This window comes from Streptomyces boetiae (genome assembly GCF_031845405.1).
Taxonomy (GTDB): domain Bacteria; phylum Actinomycetota; class Actinomycetes; order Streptomycetales; family Streptomycetaceae; genus Streptomyces; species Streptomyces boetiae.
In genome coordinates this window covers 1-21621 of record NZ_JAVREN010000036.1, presented here as the reverse complement: position 1 = coordinate 21621, position 21621 = coordinate 1, and the positions used below count along the sequence as shown (strand labels likewise).

The following is a 21621-nucleotide window of genomic DNA, read 5'->3' as shown; positions in this document are numbered from 1 at the left end:
GCGTCACGGTTTCCTCGCTTTGCGTCGCGGAATATTCGTCGCGGTATTTCCGATCATGGAGCGTAGGCCCCGACTTTCTTGTCCCGTCCGAATTCATCGGTTTACGGTGCTCTCCGCGCCGCACCCGCGGCGATCCGCTCCCGGACGCCGAATCCTGTCACCGGCAGCGGAAACGCAGAATTCCGTGTGACAGGAGCGGGGGACCCACTTCCCGCCGGACCCGAATCCCCGGGGCCCGGCTAGGGGTGAAGCCACCGCCGGATCCGGCCCGCGCGTGTCCCTCACGCGTCCGGATTCCGCCGTGGCCGGGCAACTACTCCAGCCCGAACCCGACAGCTCACCTCGCAGGCGTTGGAGAGGAGCACCGCTATGCCCGCTCGCGGACGCCACCGTCGCCCCAGGACCTGGGGCCGCTCCCGCCTGTCCCGCGTCTCCCTCGCCCTCACCGCCGGCGGCGCCGGCGTGGCGTGGCCGCTGATCGCGGCCGGCGGGGCGAGCGCCGCCCAGCCCGCCGCCCAGCCCGCGGAGCGGCCCGCCGCGGCCGTTTCCCTGCCGGTTTCGCTGCCCGCCGCGGCCCCGGCCGCCGCGGTCTCCGGTGCCGCCGAGACCTACCGGGTCGTGTCCGGCGACTCCCTCTACGAGATAGCCGTCGAGCACCGCGTCGAGGGCGGCTGGAAGACCCTCTACACGGCCAACCGCGAGGTCATCGGGGAGGACCCGCGGCTGATCCTCCCGGGCCAGGAGCTGGCCCTGGCCGGAGCCGCCGCGGCCCCGGCCGCCGCCCCGGCCCCGGAGCCCGCCCCGGAGCCCGCCCCCGAGCCGGCCCCGGAGCCCGAGCCGGCCCCGGCGCCCGAGGCGAGCGCGGGCGGCTTCACCGCCCCCGTGGACGCGGCGCCCTCCACCGCCTACCGCCTGGCCGGCTCCTCCTGGTCCTCCGGCTACCACACCGGCGTGGACTTCGCGGTGGGCACCGGCACCCCCGTCGTCTCCATCGGCGTGGGCGAGGTCGTCTCCGCGGGCAACACCGGCGGCGCCTACGGCAACGAGGTCGTCATCCGGCACGCCGACGGCCACTACAGCCAGTACGCCCACCTGTCCTCGGTCTCCGTCTCGGCAGGCCAGGCGGTCTCCGCCGGCACGCAGATCGGCCTGTCCGGCTCCACCGGGAACAGCACAGGGCCGCACCTCCACTTCGAGGTCCGCACCGGCCCGGACTACGGCTCGGACGTCGACCCGCTGGCCTACCTGAGGGCCAACGGCGTGGCCATCTGACCCGCGCCCCGTCCCCGACCGCTCGCCCCGCCCGGCCCCGTGCCCGGGCGGGGCGAGCGGCGTTTTCCCGCCCCGTCCGCCTCAGGCGGAGAGGCGCTGGTAGCGGCGCACGGCCAGCGGCGCGAACACGGCCGTGAGCGCGACGGGCCAGGCCACCGCCAGCAGCAGCGGGTGCTCGGCCGCCCACGAGCCCGTCCCCGCCACGCCCGGATTCCCGAACAGCTCCCGGATCGCGGCCACCGTCGCGGAAAGCGGGTTCCACTCCGCCACCGTGGCCAGCCAGCCCGGCATCAGCTCCGGCGCGGTGAAGACGTTGGAGAGCGCGGTGAGCGGGAACGCCAGCGGGAAGACGATCGTGCCGACCGTGTCGGGGTTGCGGACCACCAGGCCCAGCCAGATCCCGATCCAGGTGACCGCCACCCGCAGCGCCAGCACCAGCGCGACCGCCAGCAGCGCCCGCCCCGCGCCCCGGTGCCACTCCCAGCCGACGAGCAGCCCGCAGACCACCAGCACGGCCATCTCCAGCAGCGCCCGCAGCAGGTCCGCCGCGCTCCGCCCGGTCAGCAGCGCCGAACGTGCCACCGGCATCGACCGGAACCGGTCCACCACACCCCGCCCCGCGTCCATGGCCACGGCCGTCCCCGTCGCGCCCATGCCGTAGAGCATCGTCATCGCGAACACCCCCGGCAGCAGGAACTCCCGGTACGAGCCGCCGCCCGGCACCCGCATGCCCGAGCCGAAGACGTACCCGAAGACCAGCACGAACATCACCGGCAGCGTGAAGTAGAGCGCCATCTCCTCGGGCGCGCGCACCAGGTGGGCCATGTTCCGCCGGGTCATCACCCGCCCGTCCGCGACCGCGCGCCGCAGCCGCGCCATGGGACCGGGCCGGCCCCCGGCGCCCGCCCCGACCGTTGCCCCCGCCGTCGCCCCGCTCACGCCGCCCTGCCTTCCCGCTCGGGCCCTGCCGCCCCTGCCGCCCCGGTCAGGCCGAGGAAGACCTCGTCCAGAGTGGGCCGCCGGGTGCCGATGTCCTCGGCCGCGATGCCCGCCTCCTGCAACGCCCGCACCACGCCCGTCAGCGCGGCCACCCGGTCCGCCGCCCGCGCCGCGGCCCGCCGGGTGTCCGGGTCGGTCTCCGGCTCGGCCCCGCACACCCGCCCCAGGATCGCCGCGACCGGCCCGAGGTCGGCGGCGTCCCGCACCACGACCTCCACCCTGTCCCCGCCGGTGCGCGTCTTCAGCTCGTCGGCCGTTCCCTCCGCGACCACCCGGCCCGCGTCGATCACCGAGATCCGCCCGGCGAGCTGGTCGGCCTCCTCCAGGTACTGCGTGGTCAGCAGCACCGTCGTGCCCTCCGCGACCAGGCCGCGCACGGCCTCCCAGACCTGGTTGCGGCTGCGCGGGTCCAGGCCGGTCGTCGGCTCGTCGAGGAAGAGCACCTCCGGCCTGCGGATGAGACCGGCAGCCAGGTCCAGGCGCCGGCGCATCCCGCCGGAGTACGTCCCGGCGTTGCGCCCGGCGGCCTCCCCGGCCAGCCCGAAGCGTTCCAGCAGCTCCTCCGCCCGGCGGCGGGCGGCGCGCGGGGTGAGCCGGTGCAGCCGCCCGAACATCACCAGGTTCTGCCGCCCGCTGAGCTGCTCGTCCACCGCCGCGTACTGCCCGGTCAGCGCGATCCGCTCGCGCACCCGCTCCGGCTCCCGCGCCACGTCGAGGCCGCAGATCGCCGCGCGGCCGGCGTCGTAGCGCAGCAGCGTCGCCAGCGCGCGGACGGTCGTGGTCTTGCCCGCGCCGTTCGGCCCGAGCAGGGCGTGCACCACGCCCCGGGGCACGGACAGGCTCACGCCGTCCAGCGCCGGGGCGGCAGCGCGCCCGAACCGCTTGCGCAGGCCCTCGGCGGCTATCGCCGGGCCGTCCTCCCGCTCCATCGGCCGTTCCTCTCTCCCGGATCTCCCGAAACCGTGTACACCGTAGACTTGGGTCTACACCCTACACAGTTTTAGGATGCGGTCCAGCGCTCCGGCTCGCTCCGGAGGGTCTTCCGGTGGCCGGGCCGGACGGAAGGCGGAAGGCAGGAGACGGGCAGGCATGGCGGACGACCGGAGGGACCCCGGGCACCTCCTCGACCTGCTCTGGCGCACCCACGCGCCCGGCAGCCGGGGCCCGCGCGGCTCGCTCTCCCTGGACCGGGTCGTGGCCACCGCCGTGGAGATCGCCGACGCCGAGGGCGTGGCCGCCGTCTCGATGCGCCGGGTCGCCGAGCGCCTGGGCGTGACGACGATGTCCCTCTACCGCTACGTCCCCGGCAAGGACGACCTGGTGGACCTCATGTTCGAGATGGCCACCGGGCTGCCCGACGACGCCGCGTGGCCGGAGGACTGGCGCGGCGGCCTGGCCGCCTTCGCCCGCGCCTCCCGGGCCCTGCTGCTGGCCCGCCCCTGGATGCTGGACGTTCCCATCAGCGCGCCCCCGATGGGCCCCAACAACCTCGCCTGGATGGAGGCCGCCCTCTCCCGGCTGGCCCGCACCGGCCTCGACGAGGGCGAGATGGTCGGCGTGCTCTCCATCCTCAGCGGCTACACCTTTTTCGAGGCCGGCCAGCAGCTCGCCATGAGCCGCGCGGCGCCCCGCACCGGCGTGGGCTACTCCGAGTGGGGCCAGGCGTACGCGGCCATGCTGGAGCGCGTGGCCGGCGACGGGCGTTACCCCACGCTCGCACGGGTGGCGCGCGCGGGCGGCTTCGGGGACGAACGCTCGGGGCCGGAGGAGGACTTCGAGTACGGCCTGTCGTTCATCCTGGACGGCGTGGAGGCGCTCATCGGCGCGCGGGCGCACCGGGCAGCGCGTGGTGGCGCGGGGGTTCCCGAGGGGCCGGGCGTTAACTAGCATCGCTCGTTGAGCAGTTCCCCCACGGGCCACGCGAGCCCCCCAGGATGTGAGCGACGTGCGCAAGACAACCCGACGCGGTCTCCTCGCGGCAGCCGGCGCCGGGGCCCTGGGGCTCTGGGCCGCCTGGCCCGGCCAGGCCACCGGCTCGGTCGAGCAGCGGTTCATCGCCCGCGGCCCCCACTCCCCGGCCACGGTCACCGCCGAGGACGGCGTCCGCGTCTACCGCCCCGCCCGCCTCGGCGCCAACGGCCTGCGCCACCCCGTCCTCACCTGGGGGAACGGCAGTTGGGCTACGCCCGACTACTACGGTCGCCTGCTGGAGCACCTGGCGGGCTGGGGCTTCGTCGTGGCGGCGGCGGAGGAGACGTTCACCGGCACCGGCGAGGAGATCCTGGCCGCGGCCCGCCACGTCCTCGCCCTCAACGACGACCCGCGCAGCGACCTCCACAACCGCCTCGACCCCCGCCGCGTCGCCGCCGCCGGCCACTCCCAGGGCGCGGGCGGCGCGGTCAACGCCACGGTCAACGGCCGGGGCCTGATCACCGCGCTGGCGACGGTCGCCCTCCCCGACGAGTTCTGGATCTGGGTCCCCGAGCACCGCATCAGCCCGCAGAGCGTCCGGGTCCCCACCTTCCTCATCGGCGGCAGCACGGACTACGTCATGGCCCCGCCCCAGACCCAGCGCCGCTACTACGACCGCGTCGCCGGCCCCGCCGCCCTCGGCATCCTCACCGGCGCCGACCACGACGAGGTGGCCGACGACGGCGGTCGCTACCGCGGCTACCTCACGGCCTGGCTCCGCTACCAACTCCTCTCCGACTCCCGCGCCGCCACGGCCTTCACGGGCCCCGCCGAACTCCTCACCAACCCGGCCTGGCGCGACCAGGCCACGAAGCGCTTGCGCGCGCCCTGACGCCTTTACCCGACAACGCTGCTAACGCCCCGACGGCGTGGACGCCCCGGGCCCACGCTCCGAACTGTCGTGTCCGACGGCAACCCGGGGCCCTACCACGCAGAGAAACGCGTCGCGCTGAGGCACGCCGTTCCCTGCGAGGACTACGTGCCTGCCTCCGGCCGCGGAAGGGCCGCGCCGGCCACGCCCTCTTGACAAGACGGAAGCAGTCATCCGCATCCCGGCCCGCATGGTGGAGCAGATCCGGAAGGCGTGCGATGCAGCAGAACGCTCAGCAGCCGAGCTTCGCTGAGTGCCTCCGTGACACGGACCGTTCGGCGGTCCACCTGGAGATGCGCGACGACTACGGCGACAACGAGCGGTTTGCCGCGTGGCGAGGGGGAGCCCGCATCGACTGGGACAACCGGTCATCCTGGTGGCGGCCGTTTCACGACCAGATCGCCGGAGCGGTCGGCGCTGACCAGGGTGCACCACTTCGCCGGAGACGGCTCCCTCGTCCGGGACCAGTTCTCTTCCGACCCGGCCCTCCTCAAGCTGTTCGCCATGTCATTCGAAGCCGCTTGGGAACGCGGCATCCCGCACGAGAACTTCTGGGTCTGATCACTTACTGAACCGCAGCCGGCCCCTGTCCTCCTCGCCGCTCTCCAGCACGCGTGCCGCCCGCGCCTCCGTCGCGGCGCGGCTCAAGGAACTACGCCTGGATGCCGGCTTGACGATGCAAGAACTGGCCGATCGCTGCGGTTGGAGCAAGGCGAAGAGCTCCCGCATCGAGGCCACGAGGACGACACCCTCCGACGCCGATATCAGGGCATGGTGCACGGCCTGCGGCGCTGAGGGACAGGCAGTCGACCTCATCGCCGCGTCCCGCTCGGCAGACACCATGTACGTCGAATGGCGCCGGATGCAGCGCACGGGGCTTCGCCGGCTCCGGCAAGCCAACGTCCCGCTTTACGAGCGCACGGAGCTGTTCCGCGTGTATTGCTCCCGCGTCATGCCCGGACTCCTTCAGACGGAAGCGTACGCCCACGCCCTGCTGGCATTGATCGCGGATTTCCGTGGACTCCCGGATGACGTCAGTGAGGAGGCCGCCGCTCGCGTGGAGCGCTCGCACATCGCCCGTGACGGGTCCACCGCGTCGTCCTGGTTGTCGAGGAGGACGTACTGACCCACCGCATTGGAGACAACGCCGTGATGGCGGACCAACTCGGCCATCTTCTGGCCGCCATGTCGTATCCCGCCGTATCGCTCGGCATCATCCCCCGCTCCCTGCGTAGGTGGAGGTCTGCCGCCGGGCCTTCGGGCGCCTCGCCGGCATGGCGGTGTACGGCCCCCGCGCCCGCGCCTTGAACAATGGCGCCATCGATTCTCTTCCGTAGTTCGCCCGCAACAAAGTGCAACAAGATGGCCCCTGCGAGTCGCCGGCTCCTACGGTCGACGCAGGAAACCGAGCTGTCCAGCGAGGGAGACACTGACGTGACCACTGCCCACGAAGCCTTACAGGGCCGCGCTTCGCGGCCCTCCCCGACCGAGGTCTTGCGTCTGATCGGCCCCGAAACGCGGGCGGACCTGATCGCGGTCGTGCGCGAGGACTACTGGGCCCGACCTCACCGACGACCTCGGTGAAAGGGGCGTGGATCAGATGGCGGCCTTCCTCGCCTCCGCCATCGACGTCACCGGAAGGATGACCCCCAGTCTGCGGGTCGGCCTCTTCTGGCACGCCTTCGTCCTGCACACCGCTCGGTACGCCGCGTTCTGCGCGGCGCTCGGGACCGGCTTCATCCACCATGTGCCGGACCGGCGCGGCCACGACCCGGCTGAGGGCCGCGCCGCCATGGCCAGGACCCGCGACGCGATCCGCGCCGCGGGCTTCGCCATCGACCCCGACTTCTGGCCCGAGAACGCGGCGGCGGACTGCAGCCAGAGCTACGCCGGGTGCCACGGCAGCCCGGTCAACAGGTGACAACCACTACCAGCCGCCCGGCGTTCAGAAGGACGACTAGGACGACAGGTGTCCGATACCGAAAGCGCAGCAGCCTGGGACGTCTACGCCAGGGCGGAGAAGCCGCGGCGGCAGGCGAACAAGTGGGGGGAGAGGACGTGGTTCAACTGGACGCAGTACGCCGACCACGGGCCCGGGGCCGAAGTGCTCGCGCTCGGGCCCGGGGACAGCGTGCTCGACCTCGGGTGCGGGGCCGGCGGGAACGCGGCCCACCTCGCCGCGCTCGGGATGAAGGCCGTGGGGGTGGACCTCTCGCAGGAGCAGCTGCGGAAGGCCCGTGAGCGGTGGGCCGATGTGCCTGGCGCGGAGTGGCACCGGGCGGACGCCCTGGCGTACTTGGCGGAGACGCCCGCCGTCTTCGACGCCGTCTACAGCGTGTTCGGCGCCGCCTGGTTCTGCGCCCCCGCCTCACTGCTGCCGGCCGTCCACGCGCGCATCCGGCCCGGCGGCGTCCTCGCGATGTCCCAACGGCCGCCGAGGGAGGGCTGTTACGGCCGCCAGGCCGCGTACATCCCCCGGGGCGCCGACGAGGACCCCGCTATCGTCACGCGCTGGGACCACGAGCCCGAAGCCTGGTGCTCCCTCCTGCGGGACCACGGCTTCCGCGAGGCGACCGCGACGGTCCTGGACGCCCCGCGGGGCGGGAAGCGCACGGTGGGCACCCTGCTGATCCGGGCCATCCGCGGCGGCAGCCCGCGATGACACGAGCCGCCGCCCCGCGCGGGCGCCGTTACGGCGGCGGTTACGGCAGGTTGCGTGCCATGACGATGCGTTGGACCTGGTTGGTGCCTTCGTAGATCTGGGTGATCTTGGCGTCGCGCATCATGCGTTCGAGGGGGTAGTCGCGGGTGTAGCCGTAGCCGCCCAGGAGCTGGACGGCGTCGGTGGTGATCTCCATCGCGGCGTCGGAGGCGTAGCACTTGGCGGCGGCGCCGAAGAACGTCAGGTCGGGGTCGTTGCGTTCGGACTTCGCGGCGGCGGCGTAGGTGAGCTGGCGGGCGGCCTCCAGCTTCATGGCCATGTCGGCGAGCATGAACTGGATGCCCTGGAAGTCGCCGATGGGCTTGCCGAACTGCTTGCGTTCGCGGACGTAGCCCTTGGCGTAGTCCAGGGCGCCCTGGGCGACGCCCAGGGCCTGGGCGGCGATGGTGATGCGGGTGTGGTCCAGGGTGCGCATGGCGGTGGTGAAGCCGGTGCCCTCCTCGCCGATCATGCGGCCGGCGGGGATGCGGACGTTGTCGAGGTAGACCTCGCGGGTGGGCGAGCCCTTGATGCCGAGTTTCTTCTCGGGGGCGCCGAAGGAGACGCCCTCGTCCGACTTCTCGACGACGAAGGCGGAGATGCCGCCGCGGGTGCGCTTCTCGGGGTCGGTGAGGGCCATGACGGTGTAGTACTCGGAGACGCCGGCGTTGGTGATCCAGCGCTTGACGCCGTTGAGGACGTAGTGGTCGCCGTCGCGGACCGCGCGGGTCTTCATGCCCCCGGCGTCGGAGCCGGCGTCCGGCTCGGACAGGCAGTAGGAGAACATCGCCTCGCCGCGGGCCAGCGGCGTGAGGTACCTGGCCTTCAGCTCCTTGGAGCCCGAAAGGGCGACCGGGAGCGAGCCGAGCTTGTTGACGGCCGGGATCAGGGAGGAGGAACAGCACACCCGCGCGACCTCCTCGATCACGATCACCGTGGCCAGGGCGTCGGCGCCGGCGCCGCCGAACTCCTCGGGGACGTGCACCGCGTGCAGGTCGTTGGCGACCAGCGCGTCCAGGGCCTCCCGGGGGAAACGCCCCTCCTCATCGACCTCGGCCGCGTACGGGGCGATCTTCGCCTCCGCCAGCGCACGCACGGACTCGCGGAGCAGCGCGTGCTCCTCGGTCGGGCGGTAGAGATCGAAGTCTGCGGAACCGGCCACCTGTCTCACTTCTCCCTGCGAGCGACGCTGCTGGTGCTGCCTGTCGGACTGCCTGCTGCTAACTACCGTTAAGTAACTTGTTTTCCCGGAGGTCATTCTAGGACGCCCGGGGGGCCACGGATACGTGAGGTTCCCGACAGCCCACGGGTTTATGCTCGGTGCCATGTCCCCGAAGATCACGGTGATCGGCACCGGATACCTCGGCGCCACACACGCCGCCGCCATGGCCGAGCTGGGATTCGAGGTCCTGGGCCTGGACATCTCCGAGGAGAAGGTCGCGCTGCTGCGCCGCGGCCGGACCCCGATGTACGAGCCGGGCCTGGAGGACATCCTGCGCCGGCACGTGGCCGGGCTCCCCGGCTCCTCCGGGCGCCTCGACTTCACCACCTCCTACGCCGAGGCCGCGGCCTTCGGCGACGTCCACTTCATCTGCGTCAATACCCCGCAGAGGCCCGGCGAGTACGCCTGCGACATGAGCTTCGTGGACGCGGCCGTCGAATCCCTGGCCCCGCACCTGGCGCGCCCCGCGCTCGTCGTCGGCAAGTCCACGGTGCCCGTGGGCTCCGCCGCCCGCCTGGCCCGCCGCATTGCGGAGCTGGCCCCGGCCGGCGAGGACGCCGAGCTGGCGTGGAACCCCGAGTTCCTGCGTGAGGGCTTCGCCGTCGAGGACACGCTGCACCCGGACCGGATCGTCGCCGGTGTCACCAGCGAGCGCGCCGAGGCCCTGCTGCGCGAGGTCTACGCCGCGCCCATCGACGGCGGCACGCCGTTCCTGGCCACCGACCTGCCCACCGCCGAGCTGGTGAAGACGGCCGCCAACGCCTTCCTCTCCACCAAGATCTCCTTCATCAACGCCATGGCCGAGATCTGCGAGGCCGCCGGCGGGGACGTGGTCCGGCTGGCCGAGGCCCTGGGCCACGACGACCGGATCGGCCGCAAGTTCCTGCGGGCCGGGATCGGCTTCGGCGGCGGCTGCCTGCCCAAGGACATCCGCGCCTTCATGGCCCGCGCCGGCGAGCTGGGCGCGGCGGAGGCGGTGGCGTTCCTCCGCGAGATCGACTCGATCAACATGCGCCGCCGCGTCCACACCGTCGAGCTGACCCGCGAGATGCTCGGCGGCTCCCTGCTGGGCAAGCGGGTGGCCGTGCTGGGCGCCGCCTTCAAGCCCGACTCCGACGACGTGCGCGACTCGCCCGCGCTCAACATCGCGGGCCAGCTCCACCTCCAGGGCGCCGAGGTCACCATCTACGACCCCAAGGCGACGGAGAACGCCCGCCGCGTCTTCCCCACGCTGCGGTACGCCGGCAGCGCCCGGGAGGCGGCGGAGGGCGCGCACGGCGTGCTGCACCTGACGGAGTGGCGCGAGTTCCGCGAGCTGGACCCGGCGGTGCTGGGCGAGGTGGTCAGCGAGCGGCACCTCCTGGACGGGCGCAACACGCTGGACCCGGCGCTGTGGCGCAAGGCGGGCTGGACATACCGGGCCCTGGGCCGCCCCACGGTCTGAGCCGGACCGCGGTCCGAACGGCCAAGGCGGGCGGGCCGCGGAATTCCCCGGGAACGCCCGCCGCCTCCGCCAAACGTCCATTGGGGCGGGCATTTGCGAAGGAATTGTGACCGATTTGCCCCGTATTTAGGCCGCGGATTCTGCGCTATCGTCCGCGCATGACAGAAACGACGGGGACCAAGGGCCCGGCGGCCACCGATCCGCCGTCCCGGGAAGAACACACGGAACTCAAGCGCGTCATCGGCCCAGGCCTGCTTCTGCTCTTCATCGTCGGCGACATTCTCGGCACCGGTGCCTACGCGCTCACCGGCCGCGTCGCCGCGGAGGTCGGCGGCGCGGTCTGGCTGCCGTTCCTGTGCGCCTTCGCCGTCGCCCTGCTCACCGCCACCAGCTACCTGGAGCTGGTCACGAAATACCCCCGGGCGGGAGGCGCGGCGGCGTACACCAACCGGGCCTTCGGCGTCCACTTCCTCACCTTCCTGGTGACGTTCGCCGTCATGTGCTCCGGCCTCACCTCGGCCTCCAGCGCCTCCGAGGCCTTCGCCGCCAACCTCCTGTCCGCCCTGGAGGTGGAGGGTGAGCACGCCCGCCTGACCCTCGTCGTCGGGCTGGCGTTCATGGCGCTGATCAGCCTGGTCAATCTGCGTGGCGTGGGCGAGAGCGTCAAGGCGAATGTGGCCCTCACCCTCGTGGAGCTGACCGGCCTGCTGATCGTCATCGCGATCGGCGTCTGGGCGGTCCTCGACGGAAAGGGAGATTTCTCGCGCGTCACCGAGTTCGACACCTCAGGCGGCGACAGCGCATTCGGCGCCGTGACCGCCGCGACCGCCCTCGCGTTTTTCGCCATGGTCGGATTCGAGGATTCGGTGAACATGGCCGAGGAGACGAAGGACCCCGTCCGCATCTTTCCCCGGATGATGCTGATAGGGCTGTGCATCACCGGTGCAATTTATGTCCTCGTGGCCATCGCCAGCATCACCCTGGTGTCCCCCGGCGACCTGGGCGACGGCGACACGCCCCTGCTGCGCGTGGTGGAGGCCGGGGCGCCGGGCTTCCCGCTCGACCTCTTCGCGTGGATCACGATGTTCGCCGTCTCCAACACCGCGCTGATCAACATGCTGATGGCCAGCCGCCTGCTCTACGGCATGTCCCGCGACCGCGTCCTGCCGGGCCCGCTCAGCCGCCTGCTGCCCCGCCGCCGCACGCCCTGGGTGGCGATCGTCTTCACCACGCTGCTGGCGTTCCTGCTCATCGGCTACGCCGACCTCGCCGCCCTGGGCGGCACCACCTCGCTGCTCCTGCTGTGCGTCTTCACCGTGGTCAACGTCGCGGTGCTCGTGCTGCGCCGCAGCCCCGTGGAGCACGCCCACTTCCGCGCCCCCACGGCGCTGCCCGTGCTGGGGGCGATCCTGTGCGCCTACCTCGCCACCCCGCTCTCCGGCCGCGCCGGCGAGGACTACCGCATCGCCGGCTGGCTGATGGTGGTCGGCCTGGCGCTGTGGGCCGGGGTGTGGGCGTTCAACCGCTGGACGGCCTCCCGCCGGGGCTCCGCGCCGGAGCGTGCGCCGGAGCCCGACCAGCAGGCGGACTCTCCGGAGTCGGCGGGCCGGTGACCACCGCCGTCACGCGCGTGCCGGGCGGCAGCGCCGCCGTGCCGGCCAGTGCGTGGACGGCGTGCAGCATCTTGGCGACGTAACGCCGCTCGACGGCCACCTGGTGCCGCTCCTCGAACGCGGCGGCGAACGCGGCCAGGCCCACCGGCACCCGGCCGTAGCCGCCGTGGTGGTGCCCGTGCTCGATGCGCCAGGCGCCGGGGAACGTCCGCCCCCAGCCCGCCGCGTGCAGCCGGGCGACCTCGCCCTCCAGGTAGCCGGCGCCGCCCTTCAGCACGGCCACGCCCAGGGCGCGCGCCCCCGGCGGAAGGGCCGCCGCGAGCCCGGCCAGGGTGCCCCCGGTGCCGACCGCGCAGCAGACCACGTCCCCGGGGCCCAGGTCGGTCAGCTCCTCCACGGTCGCCGCTGCGCCGCGCGCGCCCAGGGCGTTCGACCCGCCTTCGGGGAGCACGTAGCAGCGCCCGAAGCGTTCGCGCAGCGCGCGGGCCGTCTCGGGCTCCCCCAGCGCACGCAGGGTCGCGCGGTACTCCGCGCGGCTGACGAACGCCAGGGCCATGCCGTCCGCCTCGGCGCGCGCGAGCACGGCGTTGCGCGGGGCGCCGGCCAGCTCCTCGCCCCGGATGACGCCGGTCGAGCCGAGCCCGGCCGCCGCCGCGGCGGCGGCCACGGCCGCGACGTGGTGCGAGTACGCGCCGCCGAAGGTGAGCAGGCGGGTGTGCCCGGCCTCCAGCGCGGCGCGGAGGTTGAGGGAGAGCTTGCGCCACTTGTTGCCCGGCACGTCCGGGTGGATCAGGTCGTCCCGCTTCAGCCGCAGCACGACTCCGGCCCGGTCGAGCGCCGGATCCCGCAGGGGCCCCGACAGCGGCGAGGGAAGAGCCCCGCCGCCGAGCCCCGGCGGCGAGGGCGGCCAGGGCGGCGGTATCAGCGGTGACATGGTCCGACGATTCTACGAAAGCCCGGCGTCCGTGGGACGCGCGTCACCCCCGCCGCGCGCGGTACGCGCGCATCTTCGCGCGGGCGCCGCAGACCTGCATCGAGCACCAGCGGCGGCGCCCCGCCGGACTGTGGTCGTAAAACGCCCAGCGGCAGTCGTCCGCCGGGCAGACCTTGAGGCGTTCCCAGGTGCCGTCCGCCCGCGCGGCGGCGAGGGCCGCGGCGACCCGGGCGAGCAGCGAGTCCCCCGACGGGACCAGCTCCGCGCCCCCGTCCGCGCCGACCCGCACCCGCAGCGGCGCGCCCGCCAGCAGGGCGTTCAGCGCGGAGGTCTCCGCCTCCGCCATCGGGGTACCCGCGTGGGCGGCGCAGGCCGCGCGCAGCAGCTCCCGCAGCCGCACGGCGGCCGGCACCTCGTCCTCGGACAGCTCCGCGACACCCGTCGCGCGGGCGAAGGCGGCGCGCCCCTCGGGCGCGGCGAGCCCGTCCGCGCCGCGCTCCACGTCGAGGGTGTTGATCAGGGACTCGATGAGGGCCAGATCCCCGGGTGGCCGGATTCGGTCGGACGACACGGTTGCAACGTTACCGGTAACCGCCCATCATGAGGTAACGCCATCGATCAAGGAGCGACCGACATGGCCATCGCCACTCTGGGCGTCACCGTCCTGGACTGCCCGAACCCCCGCGAGCTCGCCGCGTTCTACGCCGCCGTGCTGGACTGGCGGATCGACGACGACGGCGACCCGGACGGGGAGTGGATCGAGCTGGTCGGCCCGAACGGCCCGCAGCTCGCCTTCCAGCGCTCCGTGGGGTACCAGCCCCCGCGGTGGCCGAGCACGGAGCAGCCGCAGCAGTTCCACCTCGACTTCCAGGTCCCGCGCGAGCGGATGGACGCCGCCGAGAAGGAGGTCATCCGCCTCGGCGCCCGCCTCCTGGAGGACGACCACGGCGGCAAGCGCAACTGGCGCGTCTACGCCGACCCGGTGGGCCACCCCTTCTGCCTCTGCGCCTGCTGACTCCGCGGCGGGCCGCGCACACGCCGACGGCCGGGGCGGAATGACTCCCGCCCCGGCCGTTGCCTGTCCGGTCCTGAACGCGAACGCTACTGCTCGCGCCCGACCGTCACTTCCTCGTCGTTGATCAGCTGGTTCATCAGCCGCTCCGTCTGCTCCATGTCCCACAGCACCGCCGAGCCCTGGTCCGTGCTGTAGCCGGGGTCCGCGACCGGGATGTTCATCCGCTCCGCGCTGCGCATCGCCCAGAACATCTCGCGCAGGCTCCACAGGCTCATGTCCTCGTCCACGATCAGCGCGTCGAGCCCGGCGTTGAGGGTGGGGTAGAGGACGAAGGGGTTGAGGATCGTGGAGGGCGAGGCGGCCTGGCTGGAGAGCGTTCCCAGGAACTCCTGCTGGTTCTGCGTGCGGCCGAGGTCGCCCTCCGCCTCCTGGTAGCGCTGCCGGTTGAACGCCAGCGACTCGGCGCCGTCCAGCGTCTGGCAGCCGGCCTCGAAGTCCGCGCCCGAGTTCTCGTCCTGGATCGGCTCGTCGAAGCACATCTCCACGCCGCCGAGGGCGTCCACGACGTTCGCGAAGCCGCCGAAGCCGATCTCCGCGTAGTGGTCGATGTGCAGGCCGGTGTTGTACTCGACTGTGCGGACCAGCAGCTCGGCGCCCTCGGAGGAGTAGGCGGCGTTGATCTTGCTCTCCGAGGCGGGTATCCGGTTGCCGCTGACCGAGCCGGTGAATTCGGGGATGGTCACCCAGGAGTCCCGGGGGAGGCTGACCATCGTGTTCCCGTTCGACCCGACGTGCAAAATCATGATCGTGTCGGTGCGCTGGCCGCCCGTGTCGCCCGTGTGCAGCTCCTGCTGCTCCTCCTCGCTCAGGCCCTCGCGGCTGTCGGACCCGACGATGAGGTAGTTCGTGCCCTCGCCCTCCGGCGGCCGGTCCTCCACGGAGGCCAGGTCCACCTCCCGGCGTAGCTGGCTTTCCGCCCAGAAGTAGGTCGCGACGGAGGTCACCAGCAGCACGAGCACCAGGCCCAGGACCGAGTAGCCGGTGATCTTCTTCCAGTTCCGCGGGCCCCGGGGCCCGCGCGGCGGGCGGGGGCCGCGCTGCTGCGGCGGCGCCGGCGGCGGGGGAGCGGGGCGACGGCCCGCGCCCCGGTAGACCTGGCCCTCGTTGTACCCCGAGTCATAGCTCTGCCGTGGCGGGGCCTGCGGCGGAACGGCCGGCCGCTGCGCCGGCCCGCGCGGCTGCGACGGGCGCGGTACGTGCGGCATCACCCGGGCCCCTTCGGGGCGGGCGTCGCTGCCGCGTCCGTATCTGTCCTGGTCCTGGTTCGGGTCGCTTCCCGACCACCCGTGCATGCCGCTCATGACAAGCCAGTGTGCCTGGCCGCGCGGACCCCCGGAGGACCCGGTTTCGGGACTGAGACAGACCTGATGCATTGCGTCGCGGCACGCGCACCCCGCGTCCCCCTTGCCTCAGTGACGGGGGTCACGTGACGAACGCCTCTCGGCCCGCCTCGGCCTGGCGGCCCTGGTCGCGTACAGCACGGTGTTCGGCTGTATCACGAGCTGAACGCCGTCCCCGAGGTCGAGCCGTTTCCCGCCGCGTGGCTGCCCGAGGATGTCGACGACGGTGAACGCCTACCCGCCGACGAGCAGTTGATCCCCCCGCCGCACGCTCTTCACGTCCACGAGGACGGGTACGGCGATCACGCCTTCCCCTCGCACCGGCTGGCGCAGGCCCGCACCGTGTGCGGCTGCCGCATCCGGTCGAAGACGGGCCCCAGCGTCCGCGTCTTCTCTTCTCCGTTGAACGCCACCCCGCACAGCACACACTCCTCCTGCGCCCACTGCCCCAGACTCAGCCGGGCTTCCAGATCCACCCCGGCCAGCTCCGGCGGCGGCCCACACACATGCACCGACCCTTCCGGGTAGTACTCCGGACACCCGCCACACCTCACCAGCCGCCGCGCGGGCGGCAGCACCTCACGCCCCATACGGCCTCCCGCGAACGCTGCGAGCGCGGCGCGCAGCGCCCCCGCCTCGATGAGAAACGTCGCCGTGGCCCCGGGCAGAATCCACCGGGGCAACGCCCTGGGCTCCGGCCGCAACGGCGGCACCAGAACCCCCGCCTCCCCGCACACCACCTCCGCCCCGGCCAGGTCCCACCCCCGCGCACCCCCGGCCTCCACGAGCCACGTCCACGCACAGGCGTCCTGAATCACCGGCCCGGAAGCGGAGTTCAGCCGCGCCAGCACATACGGAGCAAGCCCCACCCGCACCCGCACCGCATCGAACAACCCCCCACAGGGCAGCAGTTGCGGCCCATCCTCATCCGGGGGAATCCACAGGGGAATCGCTGTCGCCATCATCACCTTCCGTGCCTTGGTCGTCACCTCTAGGCAACGCTTCCGGTGCGGCCACCGGCGGAATCCGGGGCGGACTTTCGGATGGACTTTCCGGTGCCGAGCGGACTTTTCCGGGGATGTGTTCCTAGTACGGTGACCGCCAGGAGTTGGAGGGGTGCATGGGGCAAACGCCATGCGCGCGTGAATGCGACCGACACGGCTGGGGCTCGGCGCAGCGGTTCCTGCGGGCGTACGCGGAGACGGCCCGGCTGATCGGCGAGGAAGTATCGCTGACCGACCGGCAGTTCCGCCGCTGGCGCCAGCCGTTCCCGCCCCGTCCGCGCCCGCGCGCCTGGCGAGTCCTCCACGCGATGTTCGGCCTGAGCCCGCTCCACCTCGGCTTTCCCGGTCCTGCGCCCGTCTCCCAACCCGACGAAGGAGAGATCGTGAAACGTCGCGCGTTTGTCGCAGGCACCGTCGGCGCAACGACCGGTCTGGCCGTGACCGCTCCAGTCGTGGCAGGCGCGGTGGGAACGGCCCACGTCGCGGAACTCCGTGATGGCTTGCGTTCGCTGGTCAACCTCGACGCCTCCTACGGCGGCGGCGATCTACTCCAGCTCGGATTACGTCACCTCCAGCGGGTGCGCCGGGTCATCAGCACCGCCAGTTACTCCCAGTCCATCGGGCGGGAGCTCCAGTTGATCTCCGGTGAGTCTGCTGCCGTGTGCGCCTGGCTGTTCTACGACGCGGGTGACCGGGAACGAGCGCACGGATACCGGGGAGAGGCGCTGTCGGTGGCGCGTCTCCTGAACGATGAGGAGCTGGAGATCGAGGTATTGGCCGGCATGAGTCTCCAGGCTCTGGTCGAGCGCCGTCCTCGGGAGGGCTACGACCTAGCCCGTGCGGCCGGGCAGCGGGCCAGGGAGCTGGACATCCCGGTTCTGGTGTCCCTCACCGCCACCCGCGAGGCCCGCGCGCTGGCTCAGATGCGGCAATCCGCTGCGGCCAACCGCGCCATGGCCGAGGCCATGCGTACCGCCGACCGTGCCAAGGGCAGGCCCGCCCCCGCCTGGACCTCTTTCTACGGCCCGGCGGAGCTCAACTGGGTCCAGGGGCTCCTGTACGTGGAGGCCGGAAAGCACAAGGCCGCCGTGCCCTACCTGCGCGCCTCCGTCGCCCACGAGGACCGAACCACCCACGGCCGCAACTGGACCCTTTCCCGGCTCACCCTCGCCCGCAGCCTGGCCTTTGCCGGAGAAGTCGAGGAAGCGGCCGGCCAGGCCATGAGCACGCTGGACCACGTCTCCGAGCTGAACTCCGGCCGTGTCCGCGCCCGGCTGGCCGAGGTCCGCAGCGCGCTTGCCCCCGCCGACACCGCGCCCGCACGCGAGGCCATCGAGGCGATCACCGGCTACCTCGGCTGACCGGACTGAGGAGGCCCGCAGCATGCCCGTCACCGTTCGCCGGGAAGAGGGCGCCGACGCCGTTCTGGCTGCCCTGGACTCGCTCCTGCCTCTCTATGCGGAGGTGTACGCCGAGCCGCCCTACCACGAGGGCCCCGAGGGCATCGCGGACTTCATCCACCTCTACCACCACCAGGCCAGGCAACGCCCCGGCGTCCGGGTCGCCTTCGCGCAGGACGACGGCCAGACCGTGGGCTTCGCCTTCGGCTTCCGGCTACCGGCCGACACCGCGTGGTGGACCGGTGCCCTGACTCCCCTTCCGCCGGACCTGACCCGGGAGGACGGGCGGCGCACCTTCGCCGTCGTCGAGCTGGGCGTCCGCAAGCCGTGGCGCCGCCGGGGCATTGCCCGCCGCCTCCACGCCGCGCTCCTCGAAGGCCAGCCCGTCGAACGCGCCACCCTCACCGTCCGCCCGGAACCCGAGGCCGCCCCGGCCCGAGCGGCGTACACCGCCTGGGGCTACCGCCCCCTCACCGCCACCCGCCCCTGGCCCGAAGCACCCCTCTACACCGCGATGATCCTCCCCCTTCAGCCCGCATCCTAGGAGGAGGACGGTCTGTGTTCGAGGCGGAGTTGAAGGACCGGGTCCGGGATCCCGAGGGTGCGGCCAGGGGCTGGCGGTGCTGGGGGAGGGGCGTGCTGACGTTCAAGGGGGCGGTGGTGGACGAGGCGTCCGGGGCGAAGGCGGAGCACGAGACGCCGGTCGGGGATGCGGAGGCGGCCGGGGCCGTGCTGCGGGGTCTGGGGTACGAGCCGGTGATCGCGTTTCGCAAGCTGTGCCGCAATCACGCCTTCGAGGCGTACGGGCGCGCGATGCTCGCCACGCTGGTGCGGGTGCCGGAGATCGACGGGACGTTCCTGGAGGTGGAGACGCTGGTGCCCGAGGAGGTGGACGTGCCCGCCGCGCTGGCCGGCATCCGCCGCGTCCTGGCCGGGCTGGGCATCGACGAGGGCGACCTGACCACCGAGCTGTACACCGACGCCGTAGCCAACGCCCGCCACGCCGGTCCCGAGACGGGCGGTGGCGCGAGGCTCACGCCCGGCGCCTGACCGGTGGGCCCGAACGTCCGCGCACTGGTCGGGAAGGGCACGAGCCGGACTGAGACAGACCTGCTGCGGCCAACGGCCTCAGGTCAGGCGACGGACGGGGAGCCCTGTCAGGAGTCCTTGCTCTCCGCGTAGGCGTCGAAGTCGCCCTGGTCGGCCATCTCGCCGAGGCGGTCGAGTGCACGGGCGCGCCGAATGCGCAGGGCCGCCTCGCGAAGCGCGGTGTTGACCGAGTCCTTCTTCGTCCGGGTGCCGAAGACCTTGGCGGCCTCCGCCAGCGCTTCGTGGTCGGTCATCGGCCGCCCTCCCGATCGAGTCGGATGAATAGGAGTATCTCTCGCATATCCCCGGCTCGCGGACCGGCGCGCGGGGGGCGCGCCTACGCTGGGGCCCATGACCGAGTTGCCGGGGAAGGCCGCTGCCGCTTCGCGGACCACGTTGTCGCGGATCATGACGCAGAACGATGTGAATCTGCTCGGGACCGTGCACGGGGGCGTGGTCATGAAGCTCGTGGACGACGCGGCGGGGGCCGTCGCCGGGCGGCATTCCGGGGGGCCCGCCGTGACGGCCTCGATGGACGAGATGGTGTTTCTCGTGCCCGTGCGGGTCGGGGACCTCGTGCACGCCCACGCGCAGGTGAACTGGACGGGGCGGACCTCGATGGAGGTCGGAGTGCGGGTGATGGCCGAGCGGTGGAACGAGGCGACCGCCGCCTCACGCGTCGCGACCGCATATCTCGTGTTCGCGGCCGTGGACGAGGAGGGCAGGCCGCGGCCCGTGCCGCCCGTCATCCCGGCCACGGACCGTGACCGGCGGCGTTTCCAGGAGGCGCAGATCCGGCGCACGCACCGGCTCGCACGCCGCCGCGAAATCCTCGAACTCCGGCGCAGGGGCAGGCAGGGCCAGCCGGAGGAGTGAGCGAACGCGGGACCGCCCGCCGGCGGGAAGCCGGCGGGCGGGGACTCGCGGAGTACCGGGCCGCGTGACGGCCGGCCCGGGGGCGTGCGGGCTGAGCGGAGATACCGGTCAGGGCACCGTGCAGACCACGTAGGTGGTGAGGGTCTGCGCGGTGGTGCCGACGTTGCGGCCGAAGGCGACCCAGCCGTTGCCCGACGGGCGGGTGTCCAGCAGGTAGATGTCGAAGGCGCTGGTGCCGGCGCCGCCGCCGGTCGGCACCTGGCCGGCCGGGCAGGCCACCGAGGCCGAGCCGGAGGTCCCGGGGGCGATGCTGACCGGGGTGCTCGTGTACTGGTTGTGGGCGGCCAGCGGCGAGACGACCTCCGCGCCGGGGGCGCGCTTGACGTTGTTGCCGCGGGCGTCGCCGCCGCTGCCCTGGGCGGCGGCCGTTGCCGTGCCGGCCACCAGAAGAGCGGTCGCCGTGATCGTCAGTATCCTGGCGCGCTTCATTGCTGCACCTCCATGGATGGTTGAGCTGTGCGGATAGTTCCTCCGACAGCCGTCGAAGGACCGCGTCAAACGTTACGGAGAGGTTGCGCGACGTGACAGGGCGCAGGAGGCGCACGCCGGGTGACGCCAGGGGCTCGTGACCGGGGCGTGAAATATGCGGGTGCTAAAGGCGGGTGATGTGTGGGCCGGGTGGGGGGGCCCTTGCGCACCGGGTGCGCATCGCGGACGTTTCACGCCCTTTCCGGCGGGGCGCGCGGGCCGTCGAAGCCCGGTTTCCGGGGCCGCAGCGCCTACCCGGAACATCGCAAACGATGGCCCCCGCGGGCTTCGCGGCCCGCGACGGGCCCCGCGACGGGCGCCACCGCAGCGGGAGTTCAGATGCGGGCGATGTCCGCGTGGCGCTGGCGCGGGGCGCGGCGCGGCGGGGAGACTCCGGTCAGCAGCAGGAGACGGGTCGCGCGGTGGCGCTGGCCCGCGTAGGGGGCCAGCAGCTCCAGCATCCGCGCGTCGTCCGCGTCCCGCTCGCCCGCCAGCGCGTGGCCGACGATGCCCGGCAGGTGCAGGTCCCCGACCGTGACCGCGTCGGGCGCGCCGCACACGCGCTGCAGCGCCTCGGCCGCCGTCCAGGGGCCGATCCCCGGAACGGCCTGCAACCGGGCCATGGCCTCGGGGAGTTGCATCCCGGCGGCCTCCTCCATCCGGCGGGCCAGGCGCACCGCGCGCACGGTCGCCGCCGACCGCTTGCCGTCCACCCCGGCCCGGTGCCACTCCCAGGACGGGACGCGGGCGAACGCCTCCGGCGTGGGCATCACCCACATCCCCAGGTCCGCCCCGGGGCCGGGGGCCGGCTCCCCGAAGCGCCGCAGCAGCAGCCGCCAGGCCCGGTAGGCGTCCTGGGTGGTGACCCGCTGCTCCAGCACGGAGGGGATCAGCGACTCCAGCACCAGGCCGGTGCGGATCAGCCGCACCCCGCGGTGGCGGCGCAGCGCCTCGGCCAGCAGCCGGTGGTGCGGCACGAACTCCTCGGGCCGGTCCTCCTCGCCGAGCAGCGCGGGCAGCCGCTCCAGCGCCCAGTCGGCGCCCGGACCCCAGGCCGTGGCCGCCACGCGGGGCGGCTCCGGCCGGCGCAGGCGGAGGGTGGCCGGGCCCTCCGGGGTCCTGGTCGCCCGCCAGATCACGCCGTCCCGGCCCGCGCGGAACGCCGGGTCGTACGGCCCGCGCCGCAGCACCATCAGGCTGCGGCGCAGGTCGTAGAGGCGGGCGTGGGGGCCGGACGGGGTCCAGCTTCGCTCGGCGGGCATGACGCGTCAGGCTACTGTCC

The 21621-nt window shown here is 73.0% G+C and carries 23 protein-coding genes, 2 pseudogenes and 1 riboswitch; of the genes and pseudogenes, 15 read left to right on the top strand and 10 right to left on the bottom strand.

Annotated features, from left to right (window positions below; genetic code table 11):
- Positions 1-163: 163 nt before the first annotated feature.
- A riboswitch (cyclic di-AMP (ydaO/yuaA leader) is annotated at positions 164-364 on the top strand.
- Positions 365-369: 5 nt separating this feature from the next.
- Positions 370-1272 (top strand): M23 family metallopeptidase, encoded by a 903-nt coding sequence (locus RM780_RS20825; protein ID WP_311632345.1) that lies wholly within the window; start codon positions 370-372, stop codon positions 1270-1272.
- 81 nt (positions 1273-1353) lie between these two features.
- On the opposite strand, the gene RM780_RS20820 is transcribed toward RM780_RS20825, so the two are convergent.
- Both RM780_RS20820 and RM780_RS20815 read right to left on the bottom strand, forming a co-directional pair.
- Positions 1354-2211: an ABC transporter permease gene (locus tag RM780_RS20820; protein ID WP_311632344.1), complete on the bottom strand. Its 858-nt coding sequence runs from the start codon at positions 2209-2211 to the stop codon at positions 1354-1356.
- A complete protein-coding gene (locus RM780_RS20815; RefSeq protein WP_311632343.1) occupies positions 2208-3200 on the bottom strand; it encodes an ATP-binding cassette domain-containing protein in 993 nt (330 codons plus the stop codon). Before RM780_RS20815 ends, RM780_RS20820 begins: the two co-directional genes overlap by 4 nt.
- 160 nt (positions 3201-3360) lie before the next feature.
- Between RM780_RS20815 and RM780_RS20810 the strand changes: the two genes are divergently transcribed.
- From RM780_RS20810 to RM780_RS20785, 7 genes and pseudogenes are all read left to right on the top strand, one after another.
- Entirely contained in the window at positions 3361-4158 is a 798-nt protein-coding gene (locus RM780_RS20810; RefSeq protein WP_311632342.1) for a TetR/AcrR family transcriptional regulator, read from the top strand.
- A gap of 58 nt (positions 4159-4216) precedes the next feature.
- Positions 4217-5074: a poly(ethylene terephthalate) hydrolase family protein gene (locus RM780_RS20805; RefSeq protein WP_311632341.1), complete on the top strand. Its 858-nt coding sequence runs from the start codon at positions 4217-4219 to the stop codon at positions 5072-5074.
- Positions 5075-5331: 257 nt separating this feature from the next.
- Positions 5332-5496: pseudogene (locus RM780_RS27890) on the top strand (DUF6879 family protein); the annotation flags it as partial.
- A 43-nt stretch (positions 5497-5539) separates the two neighbouring features.
- Positions 5540-5674, top strand: a complete 135-nt coding sequence (locus RM780_RS20800) for a DUF6879 family protein (RefSeq protein WP_311632340.1) — start codon at positions 5540-5542, stop codon at positions 5672-5674.
- A gap of 25 nt (positions 5675-5699) precedes the next feature.
- Positions 5700-6450, top strand: a pseudogene (locus RM780_RS20795) (Scr1 family TA system antitoxin-like transcriptional regulator).
- A 254-nt stretch (positions 6451-6704) separates the two neighbouring features.
- On the top strand, positions 6705-7034 hold the full coding sequence (locus RM780_RS20790; protein ID WP_311632339.1) for a glycine-rich domain-containing protein: 330 nt from the start codon (positions 6705-6707) through the stop codon (positions 7032-7034).
- A 48-nt stretch (positions 7035-7082) separates the two neighbouring features.
- Positions 7083-7775, top strand: coding sequence for a class I SAM-dependent methyltransferase (locus tag RM780_RS20785; protein ID WP_311632338.1), 693 nt, complete (start codon positions 7083-7085; stop codon positions 7773-7775).
- A gap of 40 nt (positions 7776-7815) precedes the next feature.
- Here RM780_RS20785 and RM780_RS20780 read toward each other — a convergent pair whose 3' ends face one another.
- Positions 7816-8976 carry an acyl-CoA dehydrogenase family protein gene (locus tag RM780_RS20780; protein WP_311632337.1) on the bottom strand — a complete coding sequence of 387 codons (1161 nt, stop codon included), beginning with the start codon at positions 8974-8976 and terminating at the stop codon, positions 7816-7818.
- Between the two features lie 163 nt (positions 8977-9139).
- On the opposite strand from RM780_RS20780, the gene RM780_RS20775 reads away from it, so the two are divergent.
- Together RM780_RS20775 and RM780_RS20770 are read left to right on the top strand one after the other, a co-directional pair.
- On the top strand, positions 9140-10480 hold the full coding sequence (locus RM780_RS20775) for a UDP-glucose dehydrogenase family protein (protein ID WP_311632336.1): 1341 nt from the start codon (positions 9140-9142) through the stop codon (positions 10478-10480).
- Positions 10481-10638: 158 nt separating this feature from the next.
- Entirely contained in the window at positions 10639-12093 is a 1455-nt protein-coding gene (locus RM780_RS20770) for an APC family permease (RefSeq protein WP_311632335.1), read from the top strand.
- Here RM780_RS20770 and RM780_RS20765 read toward each other — a convergent pair.
- Together RM780_RS20765 and RM780_RS20760 are read right to left on the bottom strand one after the other, a co-directional pair.
- Positions 11999-13027, bottom strand: a complete 1029-nt coding sequence (locus RM780_RS20765; protein ID WP_311632334.1) for a 1-aminocyclopropane-1-carboxylate deaminase/D-cysteine desulfhydrase — start codon at positions 13025-13027, stop codon at positions 11999-12001. The two genes, RM780_RS20770 and RM780_RS20765, sit on opposite strands and share 95 nt — an antisense overlap.
- Before the next feature lie 43 nt (positions 13028-13070).
- The gene (locus tag RM780_RS20760) at positions 13071-13598 is read right to left on the bottom strand and encodes a CGNR zinc finger domain-containing protein (protein WP_311632333.1); all 528 of its coding nucleotides are present in this window, start codon (positions 13596-13598) and stop codon (positions 13071-13073) included.
- A 63-nt stretch (positions 13599-13661) separates the two neighbouring features.
- Here RM780_RS20760 and RM780_RS20755 point away from each other — a divergent pair, with 63 nt between their 5' ends.
- Positions 13662-14042 carry a VOC family protein gene (locus tag RM780_RS20755; protein ID WP_311632332.1) on the top strand — a complete coding sequence of 127 codons (381 nt, stop codon included), beginning with the start codon at positions 13662-13664 and terminating at the stop codon, positions 14040-14042.
- A gap of 86 nt (positions 14043-14128) precedes the next feature.
- On the opposite strand, the gene RM780_RS20750 is transcribed toward RM780_RS20755, so the two are convergent.
- Positions 14129-15307: an LCP family protein gene (locus RM780_RS20750; RefSeq protein WP_311632331.1), complete on the bottom strand. Its 1179-nt coding sequence runs from the start codon at positions 15305-15307 to the stop codon at positions 14129-14131.
- 437 nt (positions 15308-15744) lie between these two features.
- A complete protein-coding gene (locus RM780_RS20745) occupies positions 15745-16431 on the bottom strand; it encodes a hypothetical protein (protein WP_311632330.1) in 687 nt (228 codons plus the stop codon).
- A 131-nt stretch (positions 16432-16562) separates the two neighbouring features.
- Here RM780_RS20745 and RM780_RS20740 point away from each other — a divergent pair, with 131 nt between their 5' ends.
- From RM780_RS20740 to RM780_RS20730, 3 genes are all read left to right on the top strand, one after another.
- Positions 16563-17807: a hypothetical protein gene (locus RM780_RS20740; RefSeq protein WP_311632329.1), complete on the top strand. Its 1245-nt coding sequence runs from the start codon at positions 16563-16565 to the stop codon at positions 17805-17807.
- A complete protein-coding gene (locus RM780_RS20735; RefSeq protein WP_311632328.1) occupies positions 17707-18390 on the top strand; it encodes a GNAT family N-acetyltransferase in 684 nt (227 codons plus the stop codon). The genes RM780_RS20740 and RM780_RS20735 overlap by 101 nt, the downstream gene beginning before the upstream one ends.
- 92 nt (positions 18391-18482) lie before the next feature.
- The gene (locus RM780_RS20730; protein ID WP_311632327.1) at positions 18483-18896 is read left to right on the top strand and encodes a class IV adenylate cyclase; all 414 of its coding nucleotides are present in this window, start codon (positions 18483-18485) and stop codon (positions 18894-18896) included.
- A 107-nt stretch (positions 18897-19003) separates the two neighbouring features.
- Here RM780_RS20730 and RM780_RS20725 read toward each other — a convergent pair whose 3' ends face one another.
- Entirely contained in the window at positions 19004-19189 is a 186-nt protein-coding gene (locus tag RM780_RS20725) for a DUF2191 domain-containing protein (protein ID WP_311632326.1), read from the bottom strand.
- A gap of 97 nt (positions 19190-19286) precedes the next feature.
- Here RM780_RS20725 and RM780_RS20720 point away from each other — a divergent pair, with 97 nt between their 5' ends.
- Positions 19287-19811 carry an acyl-CoA thioesterase gene (locus tag RM780_RS20720; RefSeq protein WP_311632325.1) on the top strand — a complete coding sequence of 175 codons (525 nt, stop codon included), beginning with the start codon at positions 19287-19289 and terminating at the stop codon, positions 19809-19811.
- 108 nt (positions 19812-19919) lie between these two features.
- Here the strand turns inward: RM780_RS20720 and RM780_RS20715 are convergent, their stop codons facing one another.
- Both RM780_RS20715 and RM780_RS20710 read right to left on the bottom strand, forming a co-directional pair.
- On the bottom strand, positions 19920-20300 hold the full coding sequence (locus RM780_RS20715) for a hypothetical protein (RefSeq protein WP_311632324.1): 381 nt from the start codon (positions 20298-20300) through the stop codon (positions 19920-19922).
- A gap of 374 nt (positions 20301-20674) precedes the next feature.
- Positions 20675-21601 (bottom strand): DNA-3-methyladenine glycosylase family protein, encoded by a 927-nt coding sequence (locus tag RM780_RS20710; protein ID WP_311632323.1) that lies wholly within the window; start codon positions 21599-21601, stop codon positions 20675-20677.
- Positions 21602-21621: the final 20 nt, after the last annotated feature.